This window comes from Holdemania sp. Marseille-P2844 (assembly GCF_900120005.1).
In the GTDB taxonomy this organism is placed as follows: domain Bacteria; phylum Bacillota_I; class Bacilli_A; order Erysipelotrichales; family Erysipelotrichaceae; genus Holdemania.
In genome coordinates this window covers 83,666-107,209 of sequence record NZ_LT635447.1, presented here as the reverse complement: position 1 = coordinate 107,209, position 23,544 = coordinate 83,666, and the positions used below count along the sequence as shown (strand labels likewise).

Sequence of the window (23,544 nt, the reverse complement as noted above, 5' to 3'; positions counted from 1 at the left end):
CAAAAAGGAGGAGAAATATGGGTAAGGGCGTGGAAATTTTCGGCGGCTTATTTGTGTTCACATTCTGCGTGTTGTTAATTCCGCAGATGCTGGCTTTTGCCGTCGGCTATAAAACAATCAATGAGCTGACAAGCTCAATGGTGGAAATCATTGAAGTCCACGAGGGTCTGACAGAACCGGCCAAACAGGAAATTGAAGTTTGGAAGCAGCGGGTTCCGGAAGTGACGGTGGAAACGGAAAGACAGCCGCAGAATGAGCGGTGTACCTACAAAGTAACGGGGAAGCTTCAGATTGAAATCGCCCTGATCGGTTTGAAAACCGAGCTGAAGGCGTCAAAAACAACGAAGCGGGTGATCTATTGAAAACGCGGAGATGTTTGTGCTTGCTGATGCTGATCAATCTGGTTTTAAGTATGGCAGCCATCCGGGCGGATTGTACAGTCATGTTATTTTATTCCGTAAAGGATTGGGTCGCCCATCAGGATTTCTGGGACAGCGAATTTACTGCCGATCAACAGATGACGATCAATTCCCAACAAATTACGGCGCAGTTTAACGCGCTGGGGACTTTTTCCTATCCCAAGCGAACAAGCTGGGAAGTGCTGGCCGGATTAAAAACGCTGACTGTCAGCGGAAATGAAAATCCGGACGATCCCAATTTTATCTCAGCCCATTTCGGGCGGCCAATAAAGATCGGCGACTTGCAGCTTGAGGTTCAGGGATGGAACGGCAGGGGCGAAGTCATGGAAAAGACAGTCTGGATCAACGCAGAAATGAACTGGGTTGACGGCCGGGCGGAGCTGACGGCTGGCGAAGAGGTGCTGAGCACGAAAGAGAAGCGGATTGCCTTAAATCTGGAAGACCGCGAGGTAAGCAATCTTTATGTCATGTTTAACGACAGCGGGCCGCAGTGTCACTATGAGTTAAACTATTTTCAGATTCCGGATTACGCCGTGCAGGAACATGTTCGCTGGACGCCGGAAAAAATTGAAAATACAGATATTCGTCAGGTCACGGTTTGTCTGGACGGCGGAACTTTCGAGCCTGATGGTACACAGGGGATATGGAAAAAAGAGAGTGCCGGTATTTTTACTCCGTCGACCTCATTGTTCGCACGGCAGGAAGCGGAAATTCAGAATCAATCTGATTTCTACGACTATGGCCGCGGGGGATCCATTCCAGCCTACGCCAATCCGGAGGTCGTAAAAGGGCTCGACAGCTACTCCAGCCAGATCAGTGGCTGGTATACTGAAGAACAGGGCGGCGGTTTTCGTTACCGCTATTACTCATACGGCTCAAAAGGAAAAGCCTGGCCCTGGATTGAAACCAGTCCGGGCTGGGGCGTTCAGTATGCAGCGAATCCGGTATATTGGGCTCAGCAGGGAAATTTGCCGCATCAGATCTGGTCGAGCGATGACGCCGGCTGGTGTCAGCATACAACCGGCAGCCGCAGCACGCCGTGTTACAAGTATGAAGGACACAGTACCAATGCCCGGCTGAATTCATACGATGTCACCGTCGTTACCTATAAAAATCTGTATGATCCGCAAGAACACTGGATTGCGGATGCCCGGTACACGCTGCTGAATGTTCTTACCCAACAGCGGCAGGATTTGGGAAACGGGGATGGTTCTGCGTTTTTCTATTCGCTGGATCAGTCCGGCCAGTGGCAGATCGAAGCGCAGTTACAGGATGAAGCTGGAAACAGGGCGACTGTGACGTCAAACGTTTTTCTGATTGACAATACCGCGCCATCCGCACACTTGGATCCCCAGGGTGATGAAACGTGGCATAACCAGCCGGTGGCGGTTGAGGTTTCCCCTTATGATGAACATTCCGGCGTAAAACGCTGGCGCTGGGCTTTATCCGTTGACGGCGGTCTGCATTACGGTCGCTGCAGCGAATGGCTGCAGGCGCAGCCAGCGACGCTGACGCTGGGAGAAAATGGTCTGAACAGGATCAAAGTGGAAGTTGAAGACTTTGCGGGCAACCGCAGTGTAACCCTTTCGGATCTGTACAAAATTGATCGCCTGCCGCCCCAGAGTGAGCGCAGCTGGATTGAAGACGAAGCGGGAACGATTCTTGCGGATGGGGATCAGGTATATTCAAACTGGGTTAATGGAACGGCCCGACTTACAGTCCATACCGGTAAAGTCGAAGATCGGCCCGCGGAGTTTAACAGCGGTGTTCAAACGGTACAAGCCGCAACTTCGCAAGGTGAAATTGCATTGACTGAGCAGGACGAAATCTGGTCGACGCCGTTGGCCAACGACAAAGAAGGACGTCAGACGCTGACGCTGACCGCCTGCGATTATGCGGATAACTGCGCCGGGCTGGCAGAATTGGAATGGCGCGCGGATCTGCACGGCCCTGCGATCAGCTGGACGCTGACGCCGCAGGACTGGACGAATACAGATGTTTTGGTTCAGGTTCAGGCGAAGGACGAGCTGAGCGGAGTGAAGCACCTGAGCGTTCCGCAGAAAACTGGAGATGGGCCTGCCGCTCAGTTTACCGTCAGTGAAAATGGTACTTATTCCGTATCTTCGAAAGATCATGCGGGAAATAGTACGACGGTCGCTATTCCGGTCGGCAATATTGACAAGCAATCCCCATGGGCCTTGTTTGATCCGCCAGAAGCTGAAACCGAGGAAGATAAAATAGCTGTTTTGATTACGCCGCAGGACGATTTGAGCGGTGTTAAGCGCTGGCGTTACCGCCTCACCTATGACGAAGGTCAATCCTATATTAAAACTTCGTCCTGGTTTGATCACGATACTCCGCAGACAATCGAACTGACAATGGCGGGAAAATGCAAAATTGTCGTGGAACTCGTCGATCGGGCAGGCAATGAGGGAACCTCCATTTCCGGTTACTTTCAGCTTAACGAAGGCGACTCGGCGGCCGGTCAGTTGTTTGTTCCCGCAGCGCATCCAGATGAAACTGAATACGCAATGCTGCATGCTCTTTGCGATGGCTGCAATCCCCAAAAGCAGCAGACGGTGACCGTCTGGCTGCAGGATGAGGTGATTTTTGAACAACAGCTGCCGGCGCTGCCGGAACAGACGATCAGAATTCCGTTTATGCTGAACGATGAAACGGCGATCATGCGGGCCCGGGTTGATTATGAACTGGACAAAGACCCGGACGATAATGAACTTCGTGTTAACATCGGCACAATATCCCGTCAGTTTCAACAAACCGGGGAAGAACAGCTTGAGTTTAACGGAGCGGTCATGTTCACCATAAATCAGAAGGAGGAACAGAAGAATTACGCGGAAACGTTGACATTGATCAGTCCTTTGCCCCAGTCAGACTATTTTGCGGGGGAAGGGATCGAAGCGGGGATTCAATATCATTATGTCAATGAATGCGCCGCGGTTGTAAACTGGGCCTGCAAAGCTGATACCACGCTGATCAATGCGAAAGCAAAGGCAATTTTTGATCAGGGCGCAGAGCCGGTACGCGAAAAATACGCGGTGGGCGCACATTACGAAATTCCGTTTGAAAGACAGGGCGACAGTCTGGTATTGCCGATGATGTGGGCAAGCCAGTATGAAGGCTGGATCAACGACGAACCCGTTTTCGAGAAGCTGGACGCTGACGATCAGATTCTGGAAGCCGGCCGGCGATGGTATACCGATCCGCTGAAGGAACCAGACGATTTGTTTTATACGCTGCAGGGTGAGAAAATGGCGGTCAATGAATTTTCGTTTAAAATGCTGCGAACCGCGGTTATTGACAGCCGGATGAAAGATCAGTATCGAATTAAATTTGCGAATCCGCAGGATGCGCAGACATTTGATACGCCGTTGTGGCGGCCGTATCTCGACTGGTTTGCTCAGCTGGCGGGAAAAACTGCGCTGGCCGCTGCTAATCTGAATGGAGCGGAGGCGGAAAGATCGCTGCCTGAAGAACAATGAAGCATGTACCCGATTTTGAAACAGAACGAATTAAAAGCGAGCCCAGCTCGCTTTTAATAGCGTTTAATAATTTTAATGGTGACGGAACATTTGCGATATGATCCGGTTTCGTCATTACATCCGGTCGGCTGTGTCCGTTCAATACACTCTTTGCGTTTTTGAAAGATAATCGTTCTTGGACGGCAGGTGGAATCACAATCATCCGGGCAGGAATCTCCGCCGTCGCCACAATCACAGTCGTTACCGCAATCGCAGTCATTACCACAATCACAGTCGCAATCACAGTCACAATCGCAATCACAGTCACAGTCGCAGTCACAATCATCCCCACCGCCGTTATCATCGTCGCCGCATCCCTTATCACAATCACATCCGCAGCCGCAGCCGCAACCCTGATTTCCGCAGCCGCAGCCCTGATTCCCTCCGCAGTTGCCATTGTCGCATCGGCAGCCATCGTCGCAGTCGTCTTCGCAACAATGATATACGACTTCGTTTTCTGCCTGGATCTGATCTTCCGGCGTATCCCAGCCGTTGTCGTCGAATAGAATCCGCGGCTGTGTTCTTTCCTTTCGCTGATGCACTTTAATGTTGAGTTGTTCCATAGGCTAATCCTCCCTTGTTCAGTATCAGTGTATTCCGGCTTCGACAAGAAGTTCCAAAATAATCTTGAGAACAAAAAGAAGATTCAGAAACTCAGCGGATTTTAACAGTTCTGCCGTTTAAAGCGGGGAAACACCCTGCCTGGATACCAGTGAAAAATCCGCACGGGGCGCTGAGAAAAAGATACAATCTGATTGCGGTTTTGCATTTAACTGAGCCGCTGGAATAAAATGAAAAGGAGATCTCAATCGTCTTGTCTGAATAAAAGAATGAGGAAACAAGATTACGGAAATGAAATGGTTTTGGGAATTTACAATTTATGAAAAAATATTTCATACTTTTTTCTTCCTAAGCAGGAAAAATCAGGGTAAGAAGTAAAAGCGGAGATGGGATCAGCAATGTTTCAAAATGGTAAAACTCGGAATAAAAAGGCAGAAATCCGTTGTCGTTGATATCTGTCTATTCATTATGAATAAAAATGAAAAAGTTTACAGAAAATGAAAATGTTTTGTTTTTTGCTTGACAACCCGTTCTCTGCGCTGTAAACTGAGATTAATCAAAATCAATGAACAGAAGAGTAGTCATGAATGTGGCCGAAAGCGAGCGAACGAGGGTGGAAGGTTCGCGGCTAACGCATGATGAAGCGCATCTGGGAGATGGAATTCTGAATAAAATAGGAATTCACGTGTTTCCGCGTTAAGGATTGAGGGGGTTGGCTGTTGAAGCCGGCAACTAGAATGGTACCGCGATCAATCGTTTCTAGACATCTGGAAACGATTTTTTTATGATCACAGATTCAGTCTATTGCGGCAGTTATCAGCATACCCTGCTCCAGCGGAGATCAACTCCGCGGTTAAACCAGAAAAGGAAGGGAAAGTAAATGAAGAAGCTAGGAATTATTCTCTGTGCGGCTATGCTGATGCTGGTCAGCGCATGCTCCAACGGCAATGGCGGCGGTTCGGCAACGACAAGCACAGGCGCCGATCCGGAGAATCTGAAAGTTGCAATCGGCGGCCAGATTACGACCTTGGACCCAGGTTTGAGTACTGAAACAGTCAACAACTACGTTCTGCGTCATACGACGGCAGGTCTGTTCCGTCAAGATGAGGAAAACAACATCGTCAACGATTTGTGCGACAGTTATACCGTTTCCGACGACGGTCTGACGTACACCTTCAAATTAAAGGAAGGCGTTGTCTGGAGCGACGATCAGCCGCTGTCGTCAAAAGATTTTGAATATGCCATTCTGCGCAATCTGACTTACGGAGCGGAGAATTCATGGGCAGTCTACTACCCGAGCTCTTATTTAAAAGGCGCGGAAGAAATTCTGGCCGACGACACCTTTGATCCGGAAAACGACACGATCGAAGGCATTGAAACGCCGGATGATCAGACGCTGGTTCTGAACTTGAAGAAACCGTGCGCCTGGTTCCCGCAGATGCTGACCAATAACGTGTGGAAGCCGCTGCGCGCTGATTTTGCAACCCAGCATGACTCCTTATGGGCATTGAAACCGGGTTATCCATCAGTCGGTGCTTATGTTTTGAAAGAATGCAATGAAAATGAAAAAGCAATCGTTGTGAAAAACGATAAATACTACGATGCGGATTCCGTAACAATGCCGCAGATCACATTCCTGGTCATGAGCGATACCGACGCGCAGGCGCTGGCGTTCAAGAACAATGAGATTGATATTGCCCTTTCTATCACTCCGACATTGGCAGAAACTTATTCCAATCCGGGCGAAATCTGGAATAAACCAGATGTTTCCAACTACTTCCTGGCGATCAATTCCGGCTCTACCGGTCCGGAAACAATGCAGAATGTCGATGTTCGCCGCGCATTAGCCCTGGCGATTGATAAAGACGCGCTGGTCAGCGCTGTCGGCAGTTCTGAATATTACAAAGTTCTTAACGGCTATATTCCGGAAGGCTTAGCCGGAGCAGAAGGAGATTTCCGTCTGGAAGAAGACGCAAAGGAAAAATATCTGGAATATGATCCGGAAGAAGCGAAAGCCCTGTTAGCCAAAGCTGGTTATGATGAAAGCAATCCGCTGAAGTTAACCTACAAATATTCGCAAACCCAGCTGCATGCCGATGTTGCGCAGATTCTGCAGCAGATGTGGCAGAACGTGGGCATTGATTGCGAACTGACCGTTGTTGAATCCGGCGTCTTCTATGATCAGATTGATAACGGCGACTTTGAGATCTGCCGTTATGGCTACAGCGCGGGCGATGATCCGTCGCAGTATCTGAGTTTGTGGACAACTGGTCAGCAGGTCGTTGCGGCCGTTGACGATCCGACGTATGACAAGCTGGTCGATGAAGCGGGCTATCTGGTCGATCACACGGAATACATGAATGCCCTGCATGCCGCTGAGCATTATCTGGTTCAGGAAATGGTTTACGTTATTCCGCTGTTTAACTACAACACTCCGTGTCTGTTAAAAACAAACGTCAAGGGCGTTCAGATGTGGGGATTGAATCCGTATTTCGGCAGCGTAACTGTCGAAGCTGCGGCTGAGTAATCCAAAAAGAAGCGAGGATGGAGAGCTCCATCCTTCTTCTTTTTAACCGTTGTCAACCTGCGGCTGAAACTGAAGGTAGTATTGCAGGACAGGATAAGCGTCTGATCTAAAATCGCATCCTTGAAGTTCAGTTTTTCGTATAAGGTCAGTCAGAATCGGAAAAGAAAACGGAACCTCTCCCAAGTCTTTGAAAAATGATTGAAAATATTTTCATGAAAATTCACAAAATATTTCATGAAAGTGTTGACATTTATTCTCACGGGTGTAAAATTAAAAACAATCCAGAAAGAGAATGGGGGATTCTATATGAGAAAGTGGATAGCCTTAGTTTGTTCCTGTATGCTTCTGCTTGCGGGCTGCAGTACAAAGGAAGAGGGAACCGCAGGTTCCGGTCAGACGCCGACCAACGATCCGGCAGAAACCAACGAGCTGACCGTAGCGGTCGGCGCGCAGTTTACAACGTTGGATCCGGCGTTGAATTCCGAACTCATCAACGGGTATGTTATGCAGCATACTTACAGTACTTTGTTCACCAAGGACGAGGACAATAACCTGATTGAGGATTTAGCGGAAAGCTGTGATATCAGCGAAGATGGTCTGACCTACACCGTTAAATTGAAAGAAGGTATTCAATGGAGCGACGGGGTTCCATTAACCGCCGAGCATTTCCGTTATGGAATTGTCCGCGCGCTGACCTATGGCGCTGAAAACGCCTGGTCGATTTACAATCTGGTCACTTATCTGGACGGTGCCGCCGCTTATGAAAGCGACGATACTCAGGATGCGGAAACCTTGCAGATTCCGGGGGTTCAGGCCGTTGACGATACGACGCTGGTATTCCAGCTGACTAAACCATGCGCTTTCTTCAAAGCCCTGCTGAACTCATATGCCTTTATGCCGGTCCGCGCTGATTTCGCGCCGCAGCATGATTCCACCTGGTCCTTCGCGCCGGGCTATCCGAGCGTCGGTCCGTACATTCTGGAAGAATGCAATGAAAACGACAAGATTGTCGTTACAAAGAATGAAAACTATTACCGTGCTGATGAGATCACGCTGGATAAGATTACATTCCAGGTCATGACAGATATGGATGCTCAGGCGCTGGCGTTTAAGAACAATGATATCGACATCGCGCTGCGCGTCAATTCTTCTTTGCCGTTAACTTACGAAAATAAAGAAGAATTGTGGAAAGTTGAAAGTCCGTCCAACTATTTCCTGGTTATCAACAGCGGTCCGACAGGCCCGGAATGGATGAAAGATGTCCGTGTCCGCCGCGCACTGGCTTTAGCGATTGATAAAGAAGCGATGGTTACCGCGGTTGGCGACCCTTCCTATTACGTTCCGTTAGACGGCTATGTGCCAAACGGTTTGAAAGGGGCTGAAAAGGATTTCCGTACGGAAAGCGACGAGAAAGAAAAATTCCTGCAATACGACCCGGAAGAAGCCAGGAGACTGCTGAAAGAAGCAGGTTATGACGAAACAAATCCGCTGAAGATTACTTATAAGTATTCCCAGACGACGCTGCATGCTGACGTTGCGGCCGTTCTGCAGGGAATGTGGAAAGCGATCGGCGTTGAATGTGATTTGGAAGTTGTTGAATCCGGCGTTTATTACAATCAGATCTTCAACGGCGACTTTGAAATTGCCCGTTATGGTTATACAGCCAGTGACGATCCATCTCAGTTTCTGACGTTGTGGACAACGACGCAGCAGCAGACACCGGCGGTGGATGATCCGGAATATGACAAGATGATGGACGCCGCTACCTACATTGTCGATTATACAGAATATATGGAAGCGCTCCATGATATCGAACATTATCTGGTTCAGGAACAGGTTTACCTCATTCCGCTGTTCAATTACGGCGATCCGATGTTAAAGAAAACCTACGTTAAAAACACGACGCATGTCGGAGCAACGCCATTCTACGGCTATTGCACGATCGAAAAGTAACGACTCTTCAGAGGTCTGGCTGTCCAGACCTCTTCCCCTGTCGGGGGAAAAGAAAAGATGTAAAAAAACAATGGAAAATGTTTCAGAAAACATTGTGAAACAAATTGACAAGAAGCCTAAAAGAAGATAGAATAAAACCATTACAAAAACTTTGGATTCAGTCTGTCCGGTCATGCTTGAATCGACAGTTTTTGCAGGAAAGGGGGCATTTTAATGTTTAAGTATGTATTAAAACGGATTGGCGTCGGAATTTTGACGTTGTTCATTCTGGCGACCGTAACCTTTTTTTTGATGAAGATTATACCGGGTTCTCCGTTTGCTGGTGAAAACACGAAAATTCCGGCTTCCGTTCAGGAAAAGCTGATGGCGAAGTACAATCTGGACAAACCGGTTCTGGAACAGTATGTCATTTATATGAAAAGCGCTGTCCAGGGAGATTTCGGCGTGTCGACCTTCCGTAAAGGCCGCAGCGTTAACGAAATTATTGCGATTGGCATGCCGGTCACGGCGAAGCTGGGCTTTGTCTCGTTTGTGATCGCGATGGTGGTCGGCATTACGCTGGGCACGATCGCAGCCTTTACCAAACATAAATGGGTCGACAACCTCGTCATTGCAATCGCGACTGCCGGCGTCAGTATTCCGGGATTCCTGTTGGCGCTGTTGTTGATGATTGTGTTCGGGGTCTGGCTGCACATGTTCCCGATCGTCGGCTTGTCAAGCTGGAAGCACTATGTGCTGCCGGCAGTATCTCTGGCGCTTTCGCCGATCGCGATGATCGCCCGACTGACCCGTTCCAGCATGATGGAAGTCATGCGTCAGGATTATATGGTTTTAGCCCGATCCAAGGGTTCCTCTCAGCTGAAGGTCATTGTGAAACATGGTTTGAAAAACGCGATGATTCCAGTCATCACTTATGCCGGACCGCTGATCGCCACGCTGATGACAGGCTCGTTCGTTATTGAAAGTCTGTTTTCGGTACCGGGGATCGGTGCGGAATACGTGACAAGTATTTCCAACCGTGACTATACGATGATTATGGGCCTGACGATTTTCTTCGGCGCTTTTATCATCATCGCCAACATCATCACCGATATTTTGAACGCTGTCGTTGATCCGCGGATCAAGCTGGACAGCTAGAAGGGAGCTAGCGATGGAAGAAAAAGAACTCGTGCTGGATGACAGTCTGTTTGAACCGCTGGACAGCAGCGAAAAAAACAACGAATTTATTGCCATTGAAAGCAAAACTTATCTCCAGGATGCCTGGCGGCGTTTCAAAAAGAATAAGCTGGCTCTGTTCGGATTGATCTTTTTGATTTTAATCACTCTGGCGGCGATCATCATTCCGATGGTTTCTCCGTTTACCTATGACGGTCAGGATCTGGCCAACCGCAATGCTTTGCCGAATATGGTGCATCTGATGGGCACGGACAAGCTGGGCCGCGATATCATGGTGCGCGTTATGTACGGCGCGCGGATTTCCCTAACGATCGGGTTTGTCGCCGCGTTTCTGAATCTGATCATCGGCGTTATTTACGGCGGGATCAGCGGCTTTGTCGGCGGCAAGGTTGATATGGTCATGATGCGGATCGTCGACTGCATCTATGCGATTCCGTCGATGCTGTACGTCATCCTGATCATGATGATTTTCGGATCGAATATGTTTTCGGTCTTGTTAGGCATTTCCATTTCCTCCTGGGTCGGCATGGCCCGGCAGGTCCGCTCGCAGATCCAGACACTGAAGCAGCAGGAATTCTCGATGGCGGCGTTTGTCATCGGCGCCAGTAAGAAAAGGATCCTGTTTAAACATCTGATTATCAACTGTATGGGACCGATCATCGTTTCCGCAACCTTAATGGTGCCGAACGCGATCTTTACCGAAGCGTTCCTGAGCTTCATCGGCATCGGCATCAGCGCGCCGCAGGCAAGCTGGGGCACTTTGGCTTCGGAAGCCCGCGGTCTGGTGCAGAGCTATCCAATTCAGATTATCTGGCCGGTCGCGGCGATCTGTCTGACGATGTTGTCGCTGAACTTCATTGGCGATGGTTTCGGCGAAGCGCTGGATCCGAAGAAGAGATAAGGAGGAGAAAACCATGAATGAACTGTTGAAAGTTGATCATCTGACCGTGGATTTCTCCACCGATCAGGGCACGGTGCACGCGGTCCGTGACGTCTCGTTCTGCGTTTATCCGCAGGAAGTGCTCGGCATCGTCGGTGAATCCGGTTCCGGCAAGAGCCAGACGATGTATTCCGTCATGGGTTTATTGGCGGATAACGGCAAGATCACTGCGGAAGATATTTTGTTTGACGGCAGGAAAATCCATGAATCCGCATTTAAGAATCATACGGAATATGAAAAGACGATGCAGCATATCCGCGGCAACGACATGGCGATGATTTTCCAGGATCCGATGACGTTTTTGAATCCGGTTTTGAAAATCGGCACACAGCTGATCGAACCGCTGCAGAATCATACGAAGATGTCGAAGAAAGAATGCGAACAGAAAGCGATTGAGCTGATGCGTCAGGTTGGCATACCTTCTCCGGAAAAGCGGATGAATCAATACCCTTACGAGTTTTCCGGCGGCATGCGGCAGCGGATTATCATTGCGATGGCGCTGGCCTGCAATCCAAAGCTGATCATTGCGGACGAACCGACAACTGCGCTGGACGTAACAATCCAGGCGCAGGTGCTGGAACTGATCCAGGATATGAAAGAAAAGCTTGGTTCCTCCGTCATTATGATTACCCACGATCTGGGCGTTGTCGCCAGTTTGTGCAACCGGATCGCGATTATGTACGGCGGCAAGATAGTTGAAATCGGCACGGACAAAGAAATTTTCTATGAGCCGAAGCATCCTTATACTCAGGGGCTGTTGAACTGCATCAACAATCCGGAGGACGACGACAAAGATCTTCAGCCGATCCCGGGCTCTCCGCCGGATTTATTAAATCCGCCGAAGGGTTGTCCGTTTGTCGACCGCTGTGAAAAGGCCATGCGGATCTGTAAGGAACAGATGCCTTCCGCCACGGCTTTCTCCAAAACGCACGAATGCGCCTGCTGGCTTAATGAATTGAAGAAAAGGGAGGGTAAAAAATGAACAGCGAAGTCATTTTAAAAGTTACCGACCTGAAGACCCATTTCGACGTCACCAAGGGCATGTTTTCGAAGAAGCAGATTGTCAAGGCTGTCGACGGCGTCAGCTTTGAAATTCATAAAGGCGAAACCTTTGGATTAGTCGGTGAATCCGGCTGTGGAAAATCCACGCTGGGCCGCACGATCGTGAAATTATACGAACCGACAGCCGGCACGATTGAATACAAAGGGCAGGATATCACCAAGCTGAAAGGCAAGGAGTTAAAAGAATTCCGGAAATCGGTTCAGATGATTTTCCAGGATCCGTATGCATCGCTGAACCCGCGAATGACCGTTGGCGAAATCATCCGGGAACCGATGGATATCCACAATATTTACAACAGTTCAAAAGAACGTGAAGACCGGGTCGTGGAGCTGTTGAAAATCGTCGGATTGAAACCGGACCATATTCGCCGCTATCCGCATGAATTCTCCGGCGGCCAGCGGCAGCGCATTTCGATCGCCAGAACGTTGGCGCTGAATCCGGATTTCATCATCTGCGACGAACCAATTTCCGCACTGGACGTTTCCATTCAGGCACAGATTATCAATCTGTTGAAGAACATTCAGAAGGAATTGGGCATTTCCTATCTGTTTGTGGCTCATGATCTGAGCATGGTCAAGCATATTTCTGACCGAATCGGCGTCATGTATCTGGGCAACATGGTGGAGATCGGCGAAAGCAGCGATTTGTATCACAACCCGATGCATCCTTACACCAAAGCGCTGTTATCGGCTGTTCCGATTCCGGATCCGGAAATCGGCAAGTCCAAGAAGCGGATCGTTCTGCAGGGCGAGCTGCCGAGTCCGCTGGATCCGCCGTCAGGCTGCGCTTTCCGCACCCGCTGTCCATACGCGACCGAGGAATGTGCCAAAGCCAAACCGCAGCCGTCGATCATCAACGGCCGTCAGGTTTCCTGCTTCCAGTTTCAAGCGGGATCAAAACGATAAGCTGTATCACACGGGATTTCCTGGGAAGTTCCGTGTTTTTTTGTCTTTATAAACAAGTGAAGTTGATAGGCAAAAGCCGTAAAAAAGATTACAATGGAAACATAGAGGCTGGTTGAAAGGGATAATTTATGTTTAAAGAAGATATGAATGAAATAAGACGTATTATGAAAACAGCGAACAAGCAGGTGTGTTGGAAAATATATTTTCTTATCGGTCTGGGCTGCTGTTCCTGGCTGTTTGCGCGCAATCAACAAGTTGCGGAAACGGCGCTGATCTCGATGAAGCCGTTTGGCTGCGAAACCTATGAAATTACAAGGAAGACAGCCAGCGCACAAGCGGGCAATCAGCGTTATCAAATCGAAATGAACTGTAAGAAATATGGAAAAGTGGGAATGACTCTGCGTGCTTCGCTGTTCCGTTCTGACGAAACCGATTGGCTGGATCAACGAATTCGATCGGAATTGAGTACTTATTTCGAGAATGTAGTGCGCGGACATGCGGAAGACGTGATGCCAAACAAGGTAACGCAAGAACAAGTGGCTGCGATGAGCTTGACAGAAGCGGGGCTACATCAGCCGTTACAGCAACTCAAGACACAAATTGAAGCCTTTCAGCCGGAAGGTACAGAAGCGTTGTTCTTCATTCTGTGCAGAGACGGCCGGGCAGCGGCGATCACGATGAGTTCAGAGGAATTACTGACAAAGGAAGGTGTTGAAGAATTGCGGACCTTTCTTAATGCGGATCTATCGTTTATCATAGAACAATAAAACAATATGAATTTCTTTTTCCGCTGCGAAGATTAGACTTTTCAAGTAAAAAATTGAAATATACAAGGAGAAAACAAGATATTCCCAAGGTAAGCTTAAGGCTGTTCAGCTTGGAGGAAACTGAAGATGGTCAAAAATGAAAATTCAACGTCGCTGGGGGATGAATTGAAATACGCATGGGAGCGCAGCCGAAAACATCGGAAATGGCGAAACCGGTGTCTGCTGAGTGTACTTGTCGTTGCCCTGGGCGCTTTTCTATATTTCAAACACCAGGAAAGAGTATCGCCGGTCTTGTTGTCGCTGAAACCTTTCGGCTGCGATCATTTCACAGCCAGCGGTCAGGATGCGCATCGCGATGCTCTGGGGGAACTCAATTACACGGTACAGCTGCGCTGTGAGGACGCAGGCAGTCTTTTGAAGGCAAGCGTATCGCTGATCGAGTCGGCACGGCCTTTGCAGCTTATGAATTTGATGAAGCAGGATCTGCGCGGCTATCTGAAAGGCCAGCGAAATGCGCAGACACGTTGTAAAACCAGCTGTCTGCGGCTGCCGGAGGAACTTGACGAAACTTGGCTTGCATCGCTGACGTTTGAAGAAAGTCAGGTCCTGAAGGATCCACAGGCGGCAATCCGACAGATCCGGCAGGCGCAGATTCCTGGCACACAGGACACCTGTTTTTTCCTGCGGCGGGAAAACCGTGTGATTTTTGTGCAGCTGACAGGGGAAGATTCGCTATCCGAATCTGCACTGAAAGAACTACTTTCCTTATTCGACGCCGATTTCTCCTTTTTAGATGCCTGAATAAGCTGATTGTCTCGAATGCCGCTGTTCATACGCTATAAACTTTCATCAAGATCGGCGTTTATCCACGCCGTTTTTCTTTTCCTGCATAGACATGAATGAGGAGGTGAGATCAATGGCAAAAATTATGGTTTATGATCCGGACACCAATCAGATTTATACGGAATGGCGGGCAGAAAACGACCCGATGCCGTATTCCTACGGCAGGACGTTATTAGTCCGGGAATTCCGTGGTTCCAGCCGGTCCACGGTTTTCTGGACGACGACGACGGCGATGGAAGCCTGGAACGCCACCCGGCGGACCTACGGCGCGGCGATTCCGGTCGGTTACGCGTTTAAGCGGATCTGGGAAGGCGGCCACGGCCTGCAGTCACAGCATTACGTCGGCGTCTCCTTTGACGTCGGCCAGCGGCTGTCGCAAAGTCAGCGTAATCAGATCTGGCGGACAGCGAACAACCTCGGCGTCTGGGGTTATGTCGAACCCCTGTCGATGACCCCGACCTGGGTTCACTTCGACCGCCGTTATGCCCGCGGCGCCTGCGGCGGCACATCGGGATTCCCGACGCTGCGTGAAGGTTCGGTGGGCTGCTACACGCTGGTGCTGCAGGACGCACTGAATGCCCTGGGCTATTCGACGCGCTGGCTGGATGGCAAATTCGGCAACGCGACCCGCACAGCGCTGATTCAGTATCAGCGCGATAACGGTTTGGGCGCAGACGGTATCGCCGGCTGTCAGACCTGGAGAAGAATTGCGGCGGAAGTCGTCGGCATCGGACGAACCCCGACGGTGATCGATCCATAAACAGACAAGGCAGGCTCAGCCTGCCTTACATACAGAATAGAAGTGAAAATTAAGAATGGAAAGAATTGGGGAATTCCATATGTTTAAAGGAAGGAAAAATTCGGTAATCCCCCTTTATGAAGGCTTTTTTTTAAGAAAAGAACGAAAAAAAACAAATGAAAGCAAATTTTCAACTTTGCAAAAAACATTTCTATGCTATAATCATTGAGTCTTATCGTATATCTTCACAGGGAACAGCGTGAAGAGTTTCTACCCAATGGCTATATATTGGACTACGATAGAATTCAAGGGACAACTCTGTCTGTGACTTCTATCGTGCCGGTAGAAGTTTTTTATTTGAAATCAGGAAGGGGAACTCATGAAAAAACAGTCAACAATCCTGCTGATCGCGCCGATCACGATCCTGCTTGTGGTCGTGCTGATCCTTCCGCTGCTGGCGGTTCTGTTACCGACCGTATTTGAAGGCGGAGCGGTGACGTTAAGCCGCTACATCGCCTTTTTCCAGGATCCTTATTACATCAAAATCTTTGTCCGGACGCTGCGGATTGCGTTAGTCTGCACGCTGGTCTGCATGATTCTGGGGATTCCGACGGCGTATTTTATTTCCCGGGTCTCAAAGAAATGGCGCGGTATTCTGATGTCCGTCGCACTGTTTCCGATGCTGACAAACTCGGTCATCCGAGCCTTTGCCTGGATCAACATTCTCGGCAAGAACGGCATCGTAAATCAGATTCTTTCCGCGCTGCATCTGGTCGATCAGCCGCTGTCGATGCTGTACACCGAATTCTCCGTTCTCGTTGGTACGATCTATCTGTTTCTGCCGCTAATGATCATCACGCTGGTCGGCGTCATGGAAAACATTGACAATGATATGATGGAAGCGGCGGAAAGTCTGGGCGCCAGCCGGCTGCTCTCCTTTGTCAAGGTTATTCTGCCAATGTCGATCCCGGGCATCATCACCGGGGCGGTGCTGGTGTTTACCGGCGCGATGACGGCGTACACGACGCCGCAGTTATTAGGCGGTCCGAAAAACATGCTGCTGTCGACGCTGATCTATCAGCGGGCGATGACGCTCAACGACTGGACCGGCGCGAGCGTGGTGGCGTTAGTCATGATCGTGACGACGCTGATCGTCATGAAGGGACTCAACGCCATTGCCGGCCGGCTGGATAAGCGGGGTGAAAACTGATGCGTAAAAATAAATTTCTGACCTTCTATGCCTGCCTTGTGTTCGGCTTTCTGTTTCTGCCGCTGGCGATCATTGCGGTGACGGCGTTCAACACGGCGCCGACGATCAGTTTCCCGATCTCCGGCTTTACCTTCAAATGGTTTGCCAACGTCTTCGCGACGAAATCCTTCCTCAGCGGCTTCCAGCTCAGCTTCATGCTGGCGATCGTGGCGACGCTGATCGCGCTGCTGGTCGGAGTCCCGGCCGCTTATGCGCTCAGCCGCAACAGCGTCAGAGGCAAAAAACTGCTGAAAAGCTTCTTCTTGTCTCCGACGATCATTCCGGGCATCGTCGTCGGTTATTCGTTATATCAGTTCATCGTTCTGAAGCTGAAGCTGCCGGTCATGCAGGGCTTACTGATCGGTCACTTCCTGGTTGTGCTGCCCTATGTCATCCGGGTTGTCGGCTCTGCACTGGAACAATTTGATTTTTCGATTGAGGAAATGGCCTGGACGCTGGGCTGCGGCAAGGCGCAGGCGTTCTTCAAGGTCGTGCTGCCGAATATTTCTTCAGGAATTGTCGCGGCGTTTATGCTGGCGTTCATCAATTCCTTCAACAACATTCCGGTTTCGATGTTCTTAAGCGGGCCGGGCGTGCGGACGCTGCCGACGGCATTGATGAATTACATCGAATATTTCTACGATCCGACCGTTTCGGCGGTCAGCGTGCTGCTGATGGCGGCGACGATCGCGATCATGTTTGTGGTCGAAAAGACACTGGGCATCGGGGCCCTGACGAAGTAGGAGGAAAAGCATGTCAAAGGTAACCTTAAACGATATCAACGTCAGCTATGACGGCAAAACCCAGATCCTCAAGGGCCTGAATTTAGAGATCGGCGAAGGCGAGCTGGTGTCCCTGTTAGGACCTTCCGGCTGCGGCAAGACGACGACACTGCGGGTCATTGCCGGATTCATCATTCCCAGCAGCGGTCAGCTGTTTGTCGATACGGAAGAAATGACGAAAGTGCCGGTGCATAAGCGCAACTTCGGTCTGGTTTTCCAGAGCTACGCGCTGTTTCCGCATTTAAGCGTCTATGAAAACGTCGCGTTCGGCTTAAAGCTGAGAAAGATGGAAAAGGCGGAAATGGACCGCAAGATCAAGGAAATTCTGGAGGTCTGCGATCTGACGGAGTACGCCCTGCGCTTTCCGAAGCAGCTCTCCGGCGGGCAGCGGCAGCGTGTCGCACTGGCCCGGGCGCTGGTCATTGAGCCGCGCTTACTGTTATTGGACGAACCGTTGTCCAATCTGGACGCGAAGCTGCGTCTGAACATGCGCGTCGAGATCAAGCGGCTGCAGAAGAAGCTGGGCATCACGACGGTATTTGTCACTCACGATCAGGAAGAATGCTTCTCGATTTCGGATAAAGTCGCGGTCATGAACGGCGGCGTGATCGAACAGTTCGGCACACCGGAGGAAATCTACTCCCGGCCGAAAACGGAGTTTGTCGCTCGGTTTATCGGCTTTGAAAATTTCATCCAGCTGCGCAAGACTCAAGAAAATACCTATCGGGCCAACGACGGTTCTCTCTTCACCGCTAAGATGGATTGTGGGAAAAGCGAATGTCTGGGCACGATCCGTCCGGACGATATCCAGATCGTCACGAATGAGGAGGCCGCTGGCAACACCGTCACAGCTAAAATTGAGGTCCGCACCTATTTGGGCAAGAGCTATCAATATGAGCTGAGCACACCGATCGGGCGGTTAGTCGTTAACGACGGCTCCGGCGCGCTTTACAAAGCCGGCGACACGATCAAAATCCAGCTGCCGGCCGCCAAGATCGTACTGGTTTAATCTAATTTCCGGCCGCGGCCATCCTGCGGGATGAGGCTGCAGGAAAGATGACGCACTCTGCTTCCGAGCAGAAACCGTCGGGTTTTCTGAGAAACATCTGGAAAATCCGCCGGACTTCCGTTTGGAATTTCCATAGAAGAACTAGCTGACATTTTAAGGAGGAAAGAAAATGAGAAAGCTGATGATTTCGCTCTGCGCTCTGGCCATGATTGCGGCTGTGAGCGGCTGTTCCAGCAAGCCGGAAGGCGAAGGCCAGACCGAAGGCCAGCGCACGCTGACCGTTTCGACCTGGGGGTTAAGCGAAGACGTGCTCGTTGAGGACGTGTATGGCCCGTTTGAGGAACTGTGCAACTGTAAGGTCATCCTGGAAACCGATACGACGGCCAACCGTTATACCAAGTTGTCTACCAACCCGGATTCCACCGTCGACGTCATCGAGCTGTCGCAGGCTGCGGCGGCCAACGGCTATGTCGCCGACCTGTTTGAAAAGATCGACACCACCCAGATTCCGAATCTGGACAACATCATTGAAGGCGCGAAATCGACGGTCGCCCAGGGATACGGTCCGGCTTATACGCTCAACAGCATCGGCATCATTTATGATAAGGAAGCCGTCGGCTTTGAAATTACCAGCTGGGCGGATTTGTGGAAACCAGAACTGGCAGGCAAGCTGTCGATTCCAGAGCTGTCGACGACCTTTGGCCCGGCGATGGTTTACCTGGCTTCCGACTACAAGGGCGTCGATATCACAACGGACGACGGAGCAGCGGCGTTTGAAGCGCTGAACGAGCTGAAATCCAATATCGTCAGAACCTATTCCAAGTCAAGCGATTTGGCAAATATGTTTGCGGCCGGGGAAATCGCGGTTGCGGTCGTCGGCGACTTCGGCGTGCCGGTTATCAAGAACGCGGCTCCGAATGTGGAATTTGTCGTCCCGGCCGATTACACCTACGCGAACTTCAACACGATTGATATCAACAAGAACTCCAAAAACAAAGATCTGGCTTACATGTATATCAACTGGCGGATTTCCCAGGAGCTGCAGTCCGTCACCGCGGTCACGCTGAACGAAGGCCCGGTTAACAAGAACGTGGAACTGACGCCGGAACAGTCCGCGAACATGACTTACGGCGACGTGGCGGAGCGTGCGAAGTCGATCGACTATTCGTTTGTCAACCCGCTGATGGCGCAGTGGACGGATCAGTGGAACCGCACGATCAACAACTAACATCTGGAAATTTTCCTGAAGGATCAGGAAGCAACGACAAGGCAGGGTCCAACACGGGTCCTGCCCTGTTTCAAATCAGAGGTGAAAGGAGAAAATCGCATGAGTACAATGAGAATCCGCAACGCCCGCGTGTTCAACAGCTATACGCAGACATTTGAGGAAAAAAGCGTGCTGATCCGTGACGGACAGTTCGCTCAGCTGCAGGAAACCGAAGAGGAACAACGCCGGCCCGCGGATCAGGAAATCGACGCTCAGGGGCGCTGGATGATTCCTGGCTTGATCGACATCCACATGCATGTTGAAAGCTCGATGACCATCCCGACCGAATTTTCCCGGCAGGCGCTGTCCTTCGGCGTCACGACGGTGGTCGCCGATCCGCATGAGATCGCCAATGTGTTTGGACTGGCGGGCATCGAAGCGTTCATGGCCAGCGAGCCGGTCATGGATATTTTCTATGGAATTCCCTCTTCCGTACCCTCCACCAATCTGGATTGCGAAACGACCGGCGGCGTGATCGGCTTAGAAGAAGTGGACAAGCTGCTGGACAATCCGCAGATCCGCTGCCTGGGTGAAGTCATGAACTTCAAGGAGCTGGTCAGTGAGGAAGACACGCTGATTCGTCAGATTGTCGCGCTGTGCAAAAAGAAACGGCCGCTGCTGCCGTTAGAGGGGCATTGCCCGAAGATCAGCGGGGCGGATCTGGCGAAGTTTATCGCTTCCGGCGTCAATGCCGATCATACTCAGCAAACTCCGGAAAGCATCGTTGAGAAAATCACCAACGGAATGTACTTGGAAATGCAGGGCAAATCGATCCATGAAGATACCATCCGCACATTGATGGAGCATCAGTTCTACGAATATTTCAGTCTGGTGACCGATGATGTGATGCCGGATCATTTTCTGCACGGCCATCTCAATCAGGTTTTGCTTTCCGCTGTCCGCTGCGGCCTGCCGATGGAAAAGGCCATTTACTGCAGTACCTTCACCTCTGCCCGGCGGATGCATCTGGACGACCGCGGCGTGATCGCTCCGGGGAAAATCGCGGATTTCGTGCTGCTGGATAGTCTGGAAGACTGGACCGTACATCAGGTTTATAAAAACGGCGTTCTGGTCAGCGAACCGCAAAGCGGCTATGCGATTGCGGAAAAACCGGTTTCCTTCCCGCCGGAATTTTACCATTCACTGCATCACCGGCCCTTGACGGAAGACGATTTACTCGTCCGGGTTTCCCCGACGGCGAAATCCGTGACCGCCCAGGTCATCGAAATTAATCCGCGGGCGACATTTACGCGGCTGACGACTGCGGAGCTGCCGGTGGAAAACGGCGTTGTTCAGTGGCAGAACCGCGGGTTGGCGTTAATGGCCTGCATCGAGCGCTATGGCAAGGGCGGACAGATCGCGCTGGCGTTTACGACTGGGGGAATTCAGAAAAACGGCGCGGTTGCGTCCTCCTGGGCGCATGATCATCACAATCTGATGGTCATGGGCTCCAATGTTCCGGATATGATCGCGGCGGCCAATCATCTGCTTGCAATCCAGGGCGGCTACTGTGTCTGCGTTGATGAGAAAATCATAGCTTGCGCTTCATTGCAGGTCGGGGGCATTGTTTCCGATCAGCCGCTGGCGGAACTGGCCGGACAGATCGAGGCGGTGCGCGCGGCGATGGAGGATCAGCTGGGGTATGTCCATCACAACGCAGTGATGTCGTTTGCGACGCTGTCCTTGCCGGTATCGCCGGAGGTCAAGCTGACGGATAAAGGATTGTTGATCGGCAAAACGCTGGAATTCATTCCGCTGATCAAAGAGGAACACGCATGAGAGTCCGGATCGAGAATGTGACGTTGGTCACGACAGATGAGGCCAATCGTGTCTTTGAAAACGGCTGTCTGGTCTGGGAAGATGATACCATTTTGGCGCTGAATGATTTCAGCGTGCATGTAGACGAAGTGATCGACGGGCAGGGGGGCCTGCTTCTGCCGGGAATGGTGAATACGCATTGTCATCTGGGGATGATCCCGTTTCGTTCGCTGGGCGACGATTGCCCGGACCGGCTGCGGCGGTTTCTGTTTCCGTTGGAAAACGCGGCGATGACGCGCGAGCTGGCGCAGGCTTCGGCCCGCTACGCAGCGGCGGAAATGATGCTGGGCGGCGTGACGACGGTGTTCGACATGTATTATTTTGAGGACGCGCTGGCAGAAGCCATGGTCGAGATGAACATGCGCGCGGTGCTGGCGGAGACGATTGTCGACTTTGCCAACTGCGACAGCGACGTCCCTTATGGCGGACTGGCGATCGGCGAGCGGTTTATTCGGGAATGGAAAGGCCGGCATCCGCTGATCACGCCGGCGATCGGTCCGCACGCGACCAATACCAACAGCGCTGAAGTCTTAAAGCAAGCTCAGGCCATCGCGGAGCACTGCGATGTGCTGCTTTCGCTGCATACGGCGGAAATGGATTATGAGATGGAAACCTTCCGCAAAGAGCGGAATCAGACGCCGGTTGAATATCTGGAGTCGATCGGTTTGTTAAGCCCGCATCTGGTTGCGGCGCACTGCATTCATGTCAACGATCAGGATCTGGCGCTGATGGCGAAGTATGGCTGCCGGATAGCGCACTGCATCGGTTCGAATATGAAAGCGGGCAAAGGGATTGCACCCTTGAAGAAGATGATTGCGCATCACATCCCGGTTGGATTGGGAACGGACGGTGCTTCCAGCGGCAACACGCTGGATTTGTTCGCGCAGCTGCCGTTAATCGGCAAAGCGCACAAGACGGCCAATCATGACCGGGCGTTGTTTCCGGCGAAGGAAATTCTGCCGCTGGCGACGATCGGCGGGGCCCGGGTATTGAATCTGGACGATAAGATCGGTTCGTTAATGCCGGGGAAAAAAGCGGATCTTGTGCTGGTGGAAACGCAGTCCGCCAACATGTTCCCGATCTACGATCCATTCTCGGCTCTGGTTTACAGCGCTCATGCGGGCAATGTGGATTCAGTCTGGGTCAACGGCGTGCAGACGGTGAAGCATAAACAGCTGGTCCGTCAGGATCTGCGGCGCCTGCGGGAAGATCTGGAAGCGAAGATGCAGTTCTTCAAGGCTGAAGCGCTGCGCCGGAGCGAGGGGCTGTAAAAAACGGTTGAACATGAGCTTGATTTATCAGGAAAGTTAATGAAGAATGAGAGCGCTGAAGCGCATGCATATTAAAAAGACCTCAGAGATTCCGGAAAAACGGATAATCTGAGGCTTTCTTATTTTGCCGCATTCCTCAAAGCCAAACTTTTTTATCATTGCTGGAAAGTAAAAACATACTCTCTCAAAGATTCGGTCAAATCGGTAAATGATTAAAATACTAGGGGATAATATTGAGAATTAAGGAGAAAATGGGAGTTTTCAGACTTTAAGTATGGGAGGTAAAAAACTTTTTGGCCATTATTAAGAAGAGTTTGGTTAAATAAGGATTTGTCTGATTTCAAAGCAGCGATTCAAATTTGATATAGACCTGTTTTCAGAAATTACTGATACTTCGCCATATAACTGATGAACCAACTGAATTTTGGACTTTTTATAATTTCTGGCAGTCATGAAGGAAAAAGCAGATATATAATTTGTGGATCTACTTTTATTGTTATTGATCACAGGATAGATAACAGCCTTTGATTTCGAGTGATCAAACAATAAATTATGATCATGATATAAATAATTATATGATAATTATAAAACATTTATAAGATAAGGAAATTTGAACTTTCGATACTTTTATTATTCATGAGTTTCGATTATTCTTTAATTAGAAATCATAAGTATATTCTTAGAGGTGATAGCAATGGACAAGTTAGAATGATCTA

18 protein-coding genes, 1 riboswitch and 1 other annotated feature are annotated in these 23,544 nt (G+C 50.4%); of the genes, 17 read left to right on the top strand and 1 reads right to left on the bottom strand.

The window, feature by feature from the left end; translation table 11 throughout:
- Nucleotides 1–17: 17 nt before the first annotated feature.
- Both BQ7364_RS00595 and BQ7364_RS00590 read left to right on the top strand, forming a co-directional pair.
- Nucleotides 18–362 carry a hypothetical protein gene (locus tag BQ7364_RS00595; RefSeq protein WP_072682892.1) on the top strand — a complete coding sequence of 115 codons (345 nt, stop codon included), beginning with the start codon at nt 18–20 and terminating at the stop codon, nt 360–362.
- Nucleotides 363–412: 50 nt separating this feature from the next.
- Nucleotides 413–3,919 (top strand): hypothetical protein, encoded by a 3,507-nt coding sequence (locus BQ7364_RS00590; protein WP_159432735.1) that lies wholly within the window; start codon nt 413–415, stop codon nt 3,917–3,919.
- Nucleotides 3,920–3,972: 53 nt separating this feature from the next.
- On the opposite strand, the gene BQ7364_RS17605 is transcribed toward BQ7364_RS00590, so the two are convergent.
- Nucleotides 3,973–4,521: a hypothetical protein gene (locus tag BQ7364_RS17605; protein WP_072682890.1), complete on the bottom strand. Its 549-nt coding sequence runs from the start codon at nt 4,519–4,521 to the stop codon at nt 3,973–3,975.
- A gap of 554 nt (nt 4,522–5,075) precedes the next feature.
- Nucleotides 5,076–5,283, top strand: a binding site (T-box leader).
- Nucleotides 5,284–5,399: 116 nt separating this feature from the next.
- Here BQ7364_RS17605 and BQ7364_RS00580 point away from each other — a divergent pair.
- The 15 genes from BQ7364_RS00580 to BQ7364_RS00510 all read left to right on the top strand — a co-directional run bounded on the left by BQ7364_RS00580 (nt 5,400) and on the right by BQ7364_RS00510 (nt 22,828).
- The gene (locus BQ7364_RS00580; protein ID WP_072682889.1) at nt 5,400–7,046 is read left to right on the top strand and encodes a peptide ABC transporter substrate-binding protein; all 1,647 of its coding nucleotides are present in this window, start codon (nt 5,400–5,402) and stop codon (nt 7,044–7,046) included.
- A 306-nt stretch (nt 7,047–7,352) separates the two neighbouring features.
- On the top strand, nt 7,353–8,999 hold the full coding sequence (locus BQ7364_RS00575; protein ID WP_229056812.1) for a peptide ABC transporter substrate-binding protein: 1,647 nt from the start codon (nt 7,353–7,355) through the stop codon (nt 8,997–8,999).
- A gap of 213 nt (nt 9,000–9,212) precedes the next feature.
- Nucleotides 9,213–10,136, top strand: a complete 924-nt coding sequence (locus BQ7364_RS00570; RefSeq protein WP_072682887.1) for an ABC transporter permease — start codon at nt 9,213–9,215, stop codon at nt 10,134–10,136.
- A 13-nt stretch (nt 10,137–10,149) separates the two neighbouring features.
- Nucleotides 10,150–11,076: an ABC transporter permease gene (locus BQ7364_RS00565; RefSeq protein ID WP_072682886.1), complete on the top strand. Its 927-nt coding sequence runs from the start codon at nt 10,150–10,152 to the stop codon at nt 11,074–11,076.
- Between the two features lie 13 nt (nt 11,077–11,089).
- A complete protein-coding gene (locus BQ7364_RS00560; protein WP_072682885.1) occupies nt 11,090–12,097 on the top strand; it encodes an ABC transporter ATP-binding protein in 1,008 nt (335 codons plus the stop codon).
- Nucleotides 12,094–13,083, top strand: coding sequence for an ABC transporter ATP-binding protein (locus BQ7364_RS00555; RefSeq protein WP_072682884.1), 990 nt, complete (start codon nt 12,094–12,096; stop codon nt 13,081–13,083). Before BQ7364_RS00560 ends, BQ7364_RS00555 begins: the two co-directional genes overlap by 4 nt.
- Nucleotides 13,084–13,247: 164 nt before the next feature.
- Nucleotides 13,248–13,850, top strand: coding sequence for a hypothetical protein (locus BQ7364_RS00550; protein ID WP_139248516.1), 603 nt, complete (start codon nt 13,248–13,250; stop codon nt 13,848–13,850).
- 126 nt (nt 13,851–13,976) lie between these two features.
- Nucleotides 13,977–14,651 (top strand): hypothetical protein, encoded by a 675-nt coding sequence (locus BQ7364_RS00545; protein WP_072682882.1) that lies wholly within the window; start codon nt 13,977–13,979, stop codon nt 14,649–14,651.
- A gap of 115 nt (nt 14,652–14,766) precedes the next feature.
- A complete protein-coding gene (locus BQ7364_RS00540) occupies nt 14,767–15,453 on the top strand; it encodes a peptidoglycan-binding domain-containing protein (protein WP_072682881.1) in 687 nt (228 codons plus the stop codon).
- Between the two features lie 194 nt (nt 15,454–15,647).
- Nucleotides 15,648–15,748, top strand: a riboswitch (purine riboswitch).
- A 63-nt stretch (nt 15,749–15,811) separates the two neighbouring features.
- Complete coding sequence (locus BQ7364_RS00535) at nt 15,812–16,642, top strand: ABC transporter permease (protein ID WP_072682880.1); 831 nt, start codon at nt 15,812–15,814, stop codon at nt 16,640–16,642.
- Nucleotides 16,642–17,424 carry an ABC transporter permease gene (locus BQ7364_RS00530; RefSeq protein WP_072682879.1) on the top strand — a complete coding sequence of 261 codons (783 nt, stop codon included), beginning with the start codon at nt 16,642–16,644 and terminating at the stop codon, nt 17,422–17,424. The genes BQ7364_RS00535 and BQ7364_RS00530 overlap by 1 nt, the downstream gene beginning before the upstream one ends.
- Nucleotides 17,425–17,434: 10 nt before the next feature.
- Entirely contained in the window at nt 17,435–18,472 is a 1,038-nt protein-coding gene (locus BQ7364_RS00525) for an ABC transporter ATP-binding protein (RefSeq protein WP_072682878.1), read from the top strand.
- 169 nt (nt 18,473–18,641) lie between these two features.
- Entirely contained in the window at nt 18,642–19,700 is a 1,059-nt protein-coding gene (locus BQ7364_RS00520) for an ABC transporter substrate-binding protein (protein WP_072682877.1), read from the top strand.
- A 99-nt stretch (nt 19,701–19,799) separates the two neighbouring features.
- Nucleotides 19,800–21,518 carry an adenine deaminase C-terminal domain-containing protein gene (locus BQ7364_RS00515; RefSeq protein WP_072682876.1) on the top strand — a complete coding sequence of 573 codons (1,719 nt, stop codon included), beginning with the start codon at nt 19,800–19,802 and terminating at the stop codon, nt 21,516–21,518.
- A complete protein-coding gene (locus tag BQ7364_RS00510) occupies nt 21,515–22,828 on the top strand; it encodes an amidohydrolase (protein ID WP_072682875.1) in 1,314 nt (437 codons plus the stop codon). The genes BQ7364_RS00515 and BQ7364_RS00510 overlap by 4 nt, the downstream gene beginning before the upstream one ends.
- The last annotated feature ends 716 nt before the right edge of the window (nt 22,829–23,544 follow it).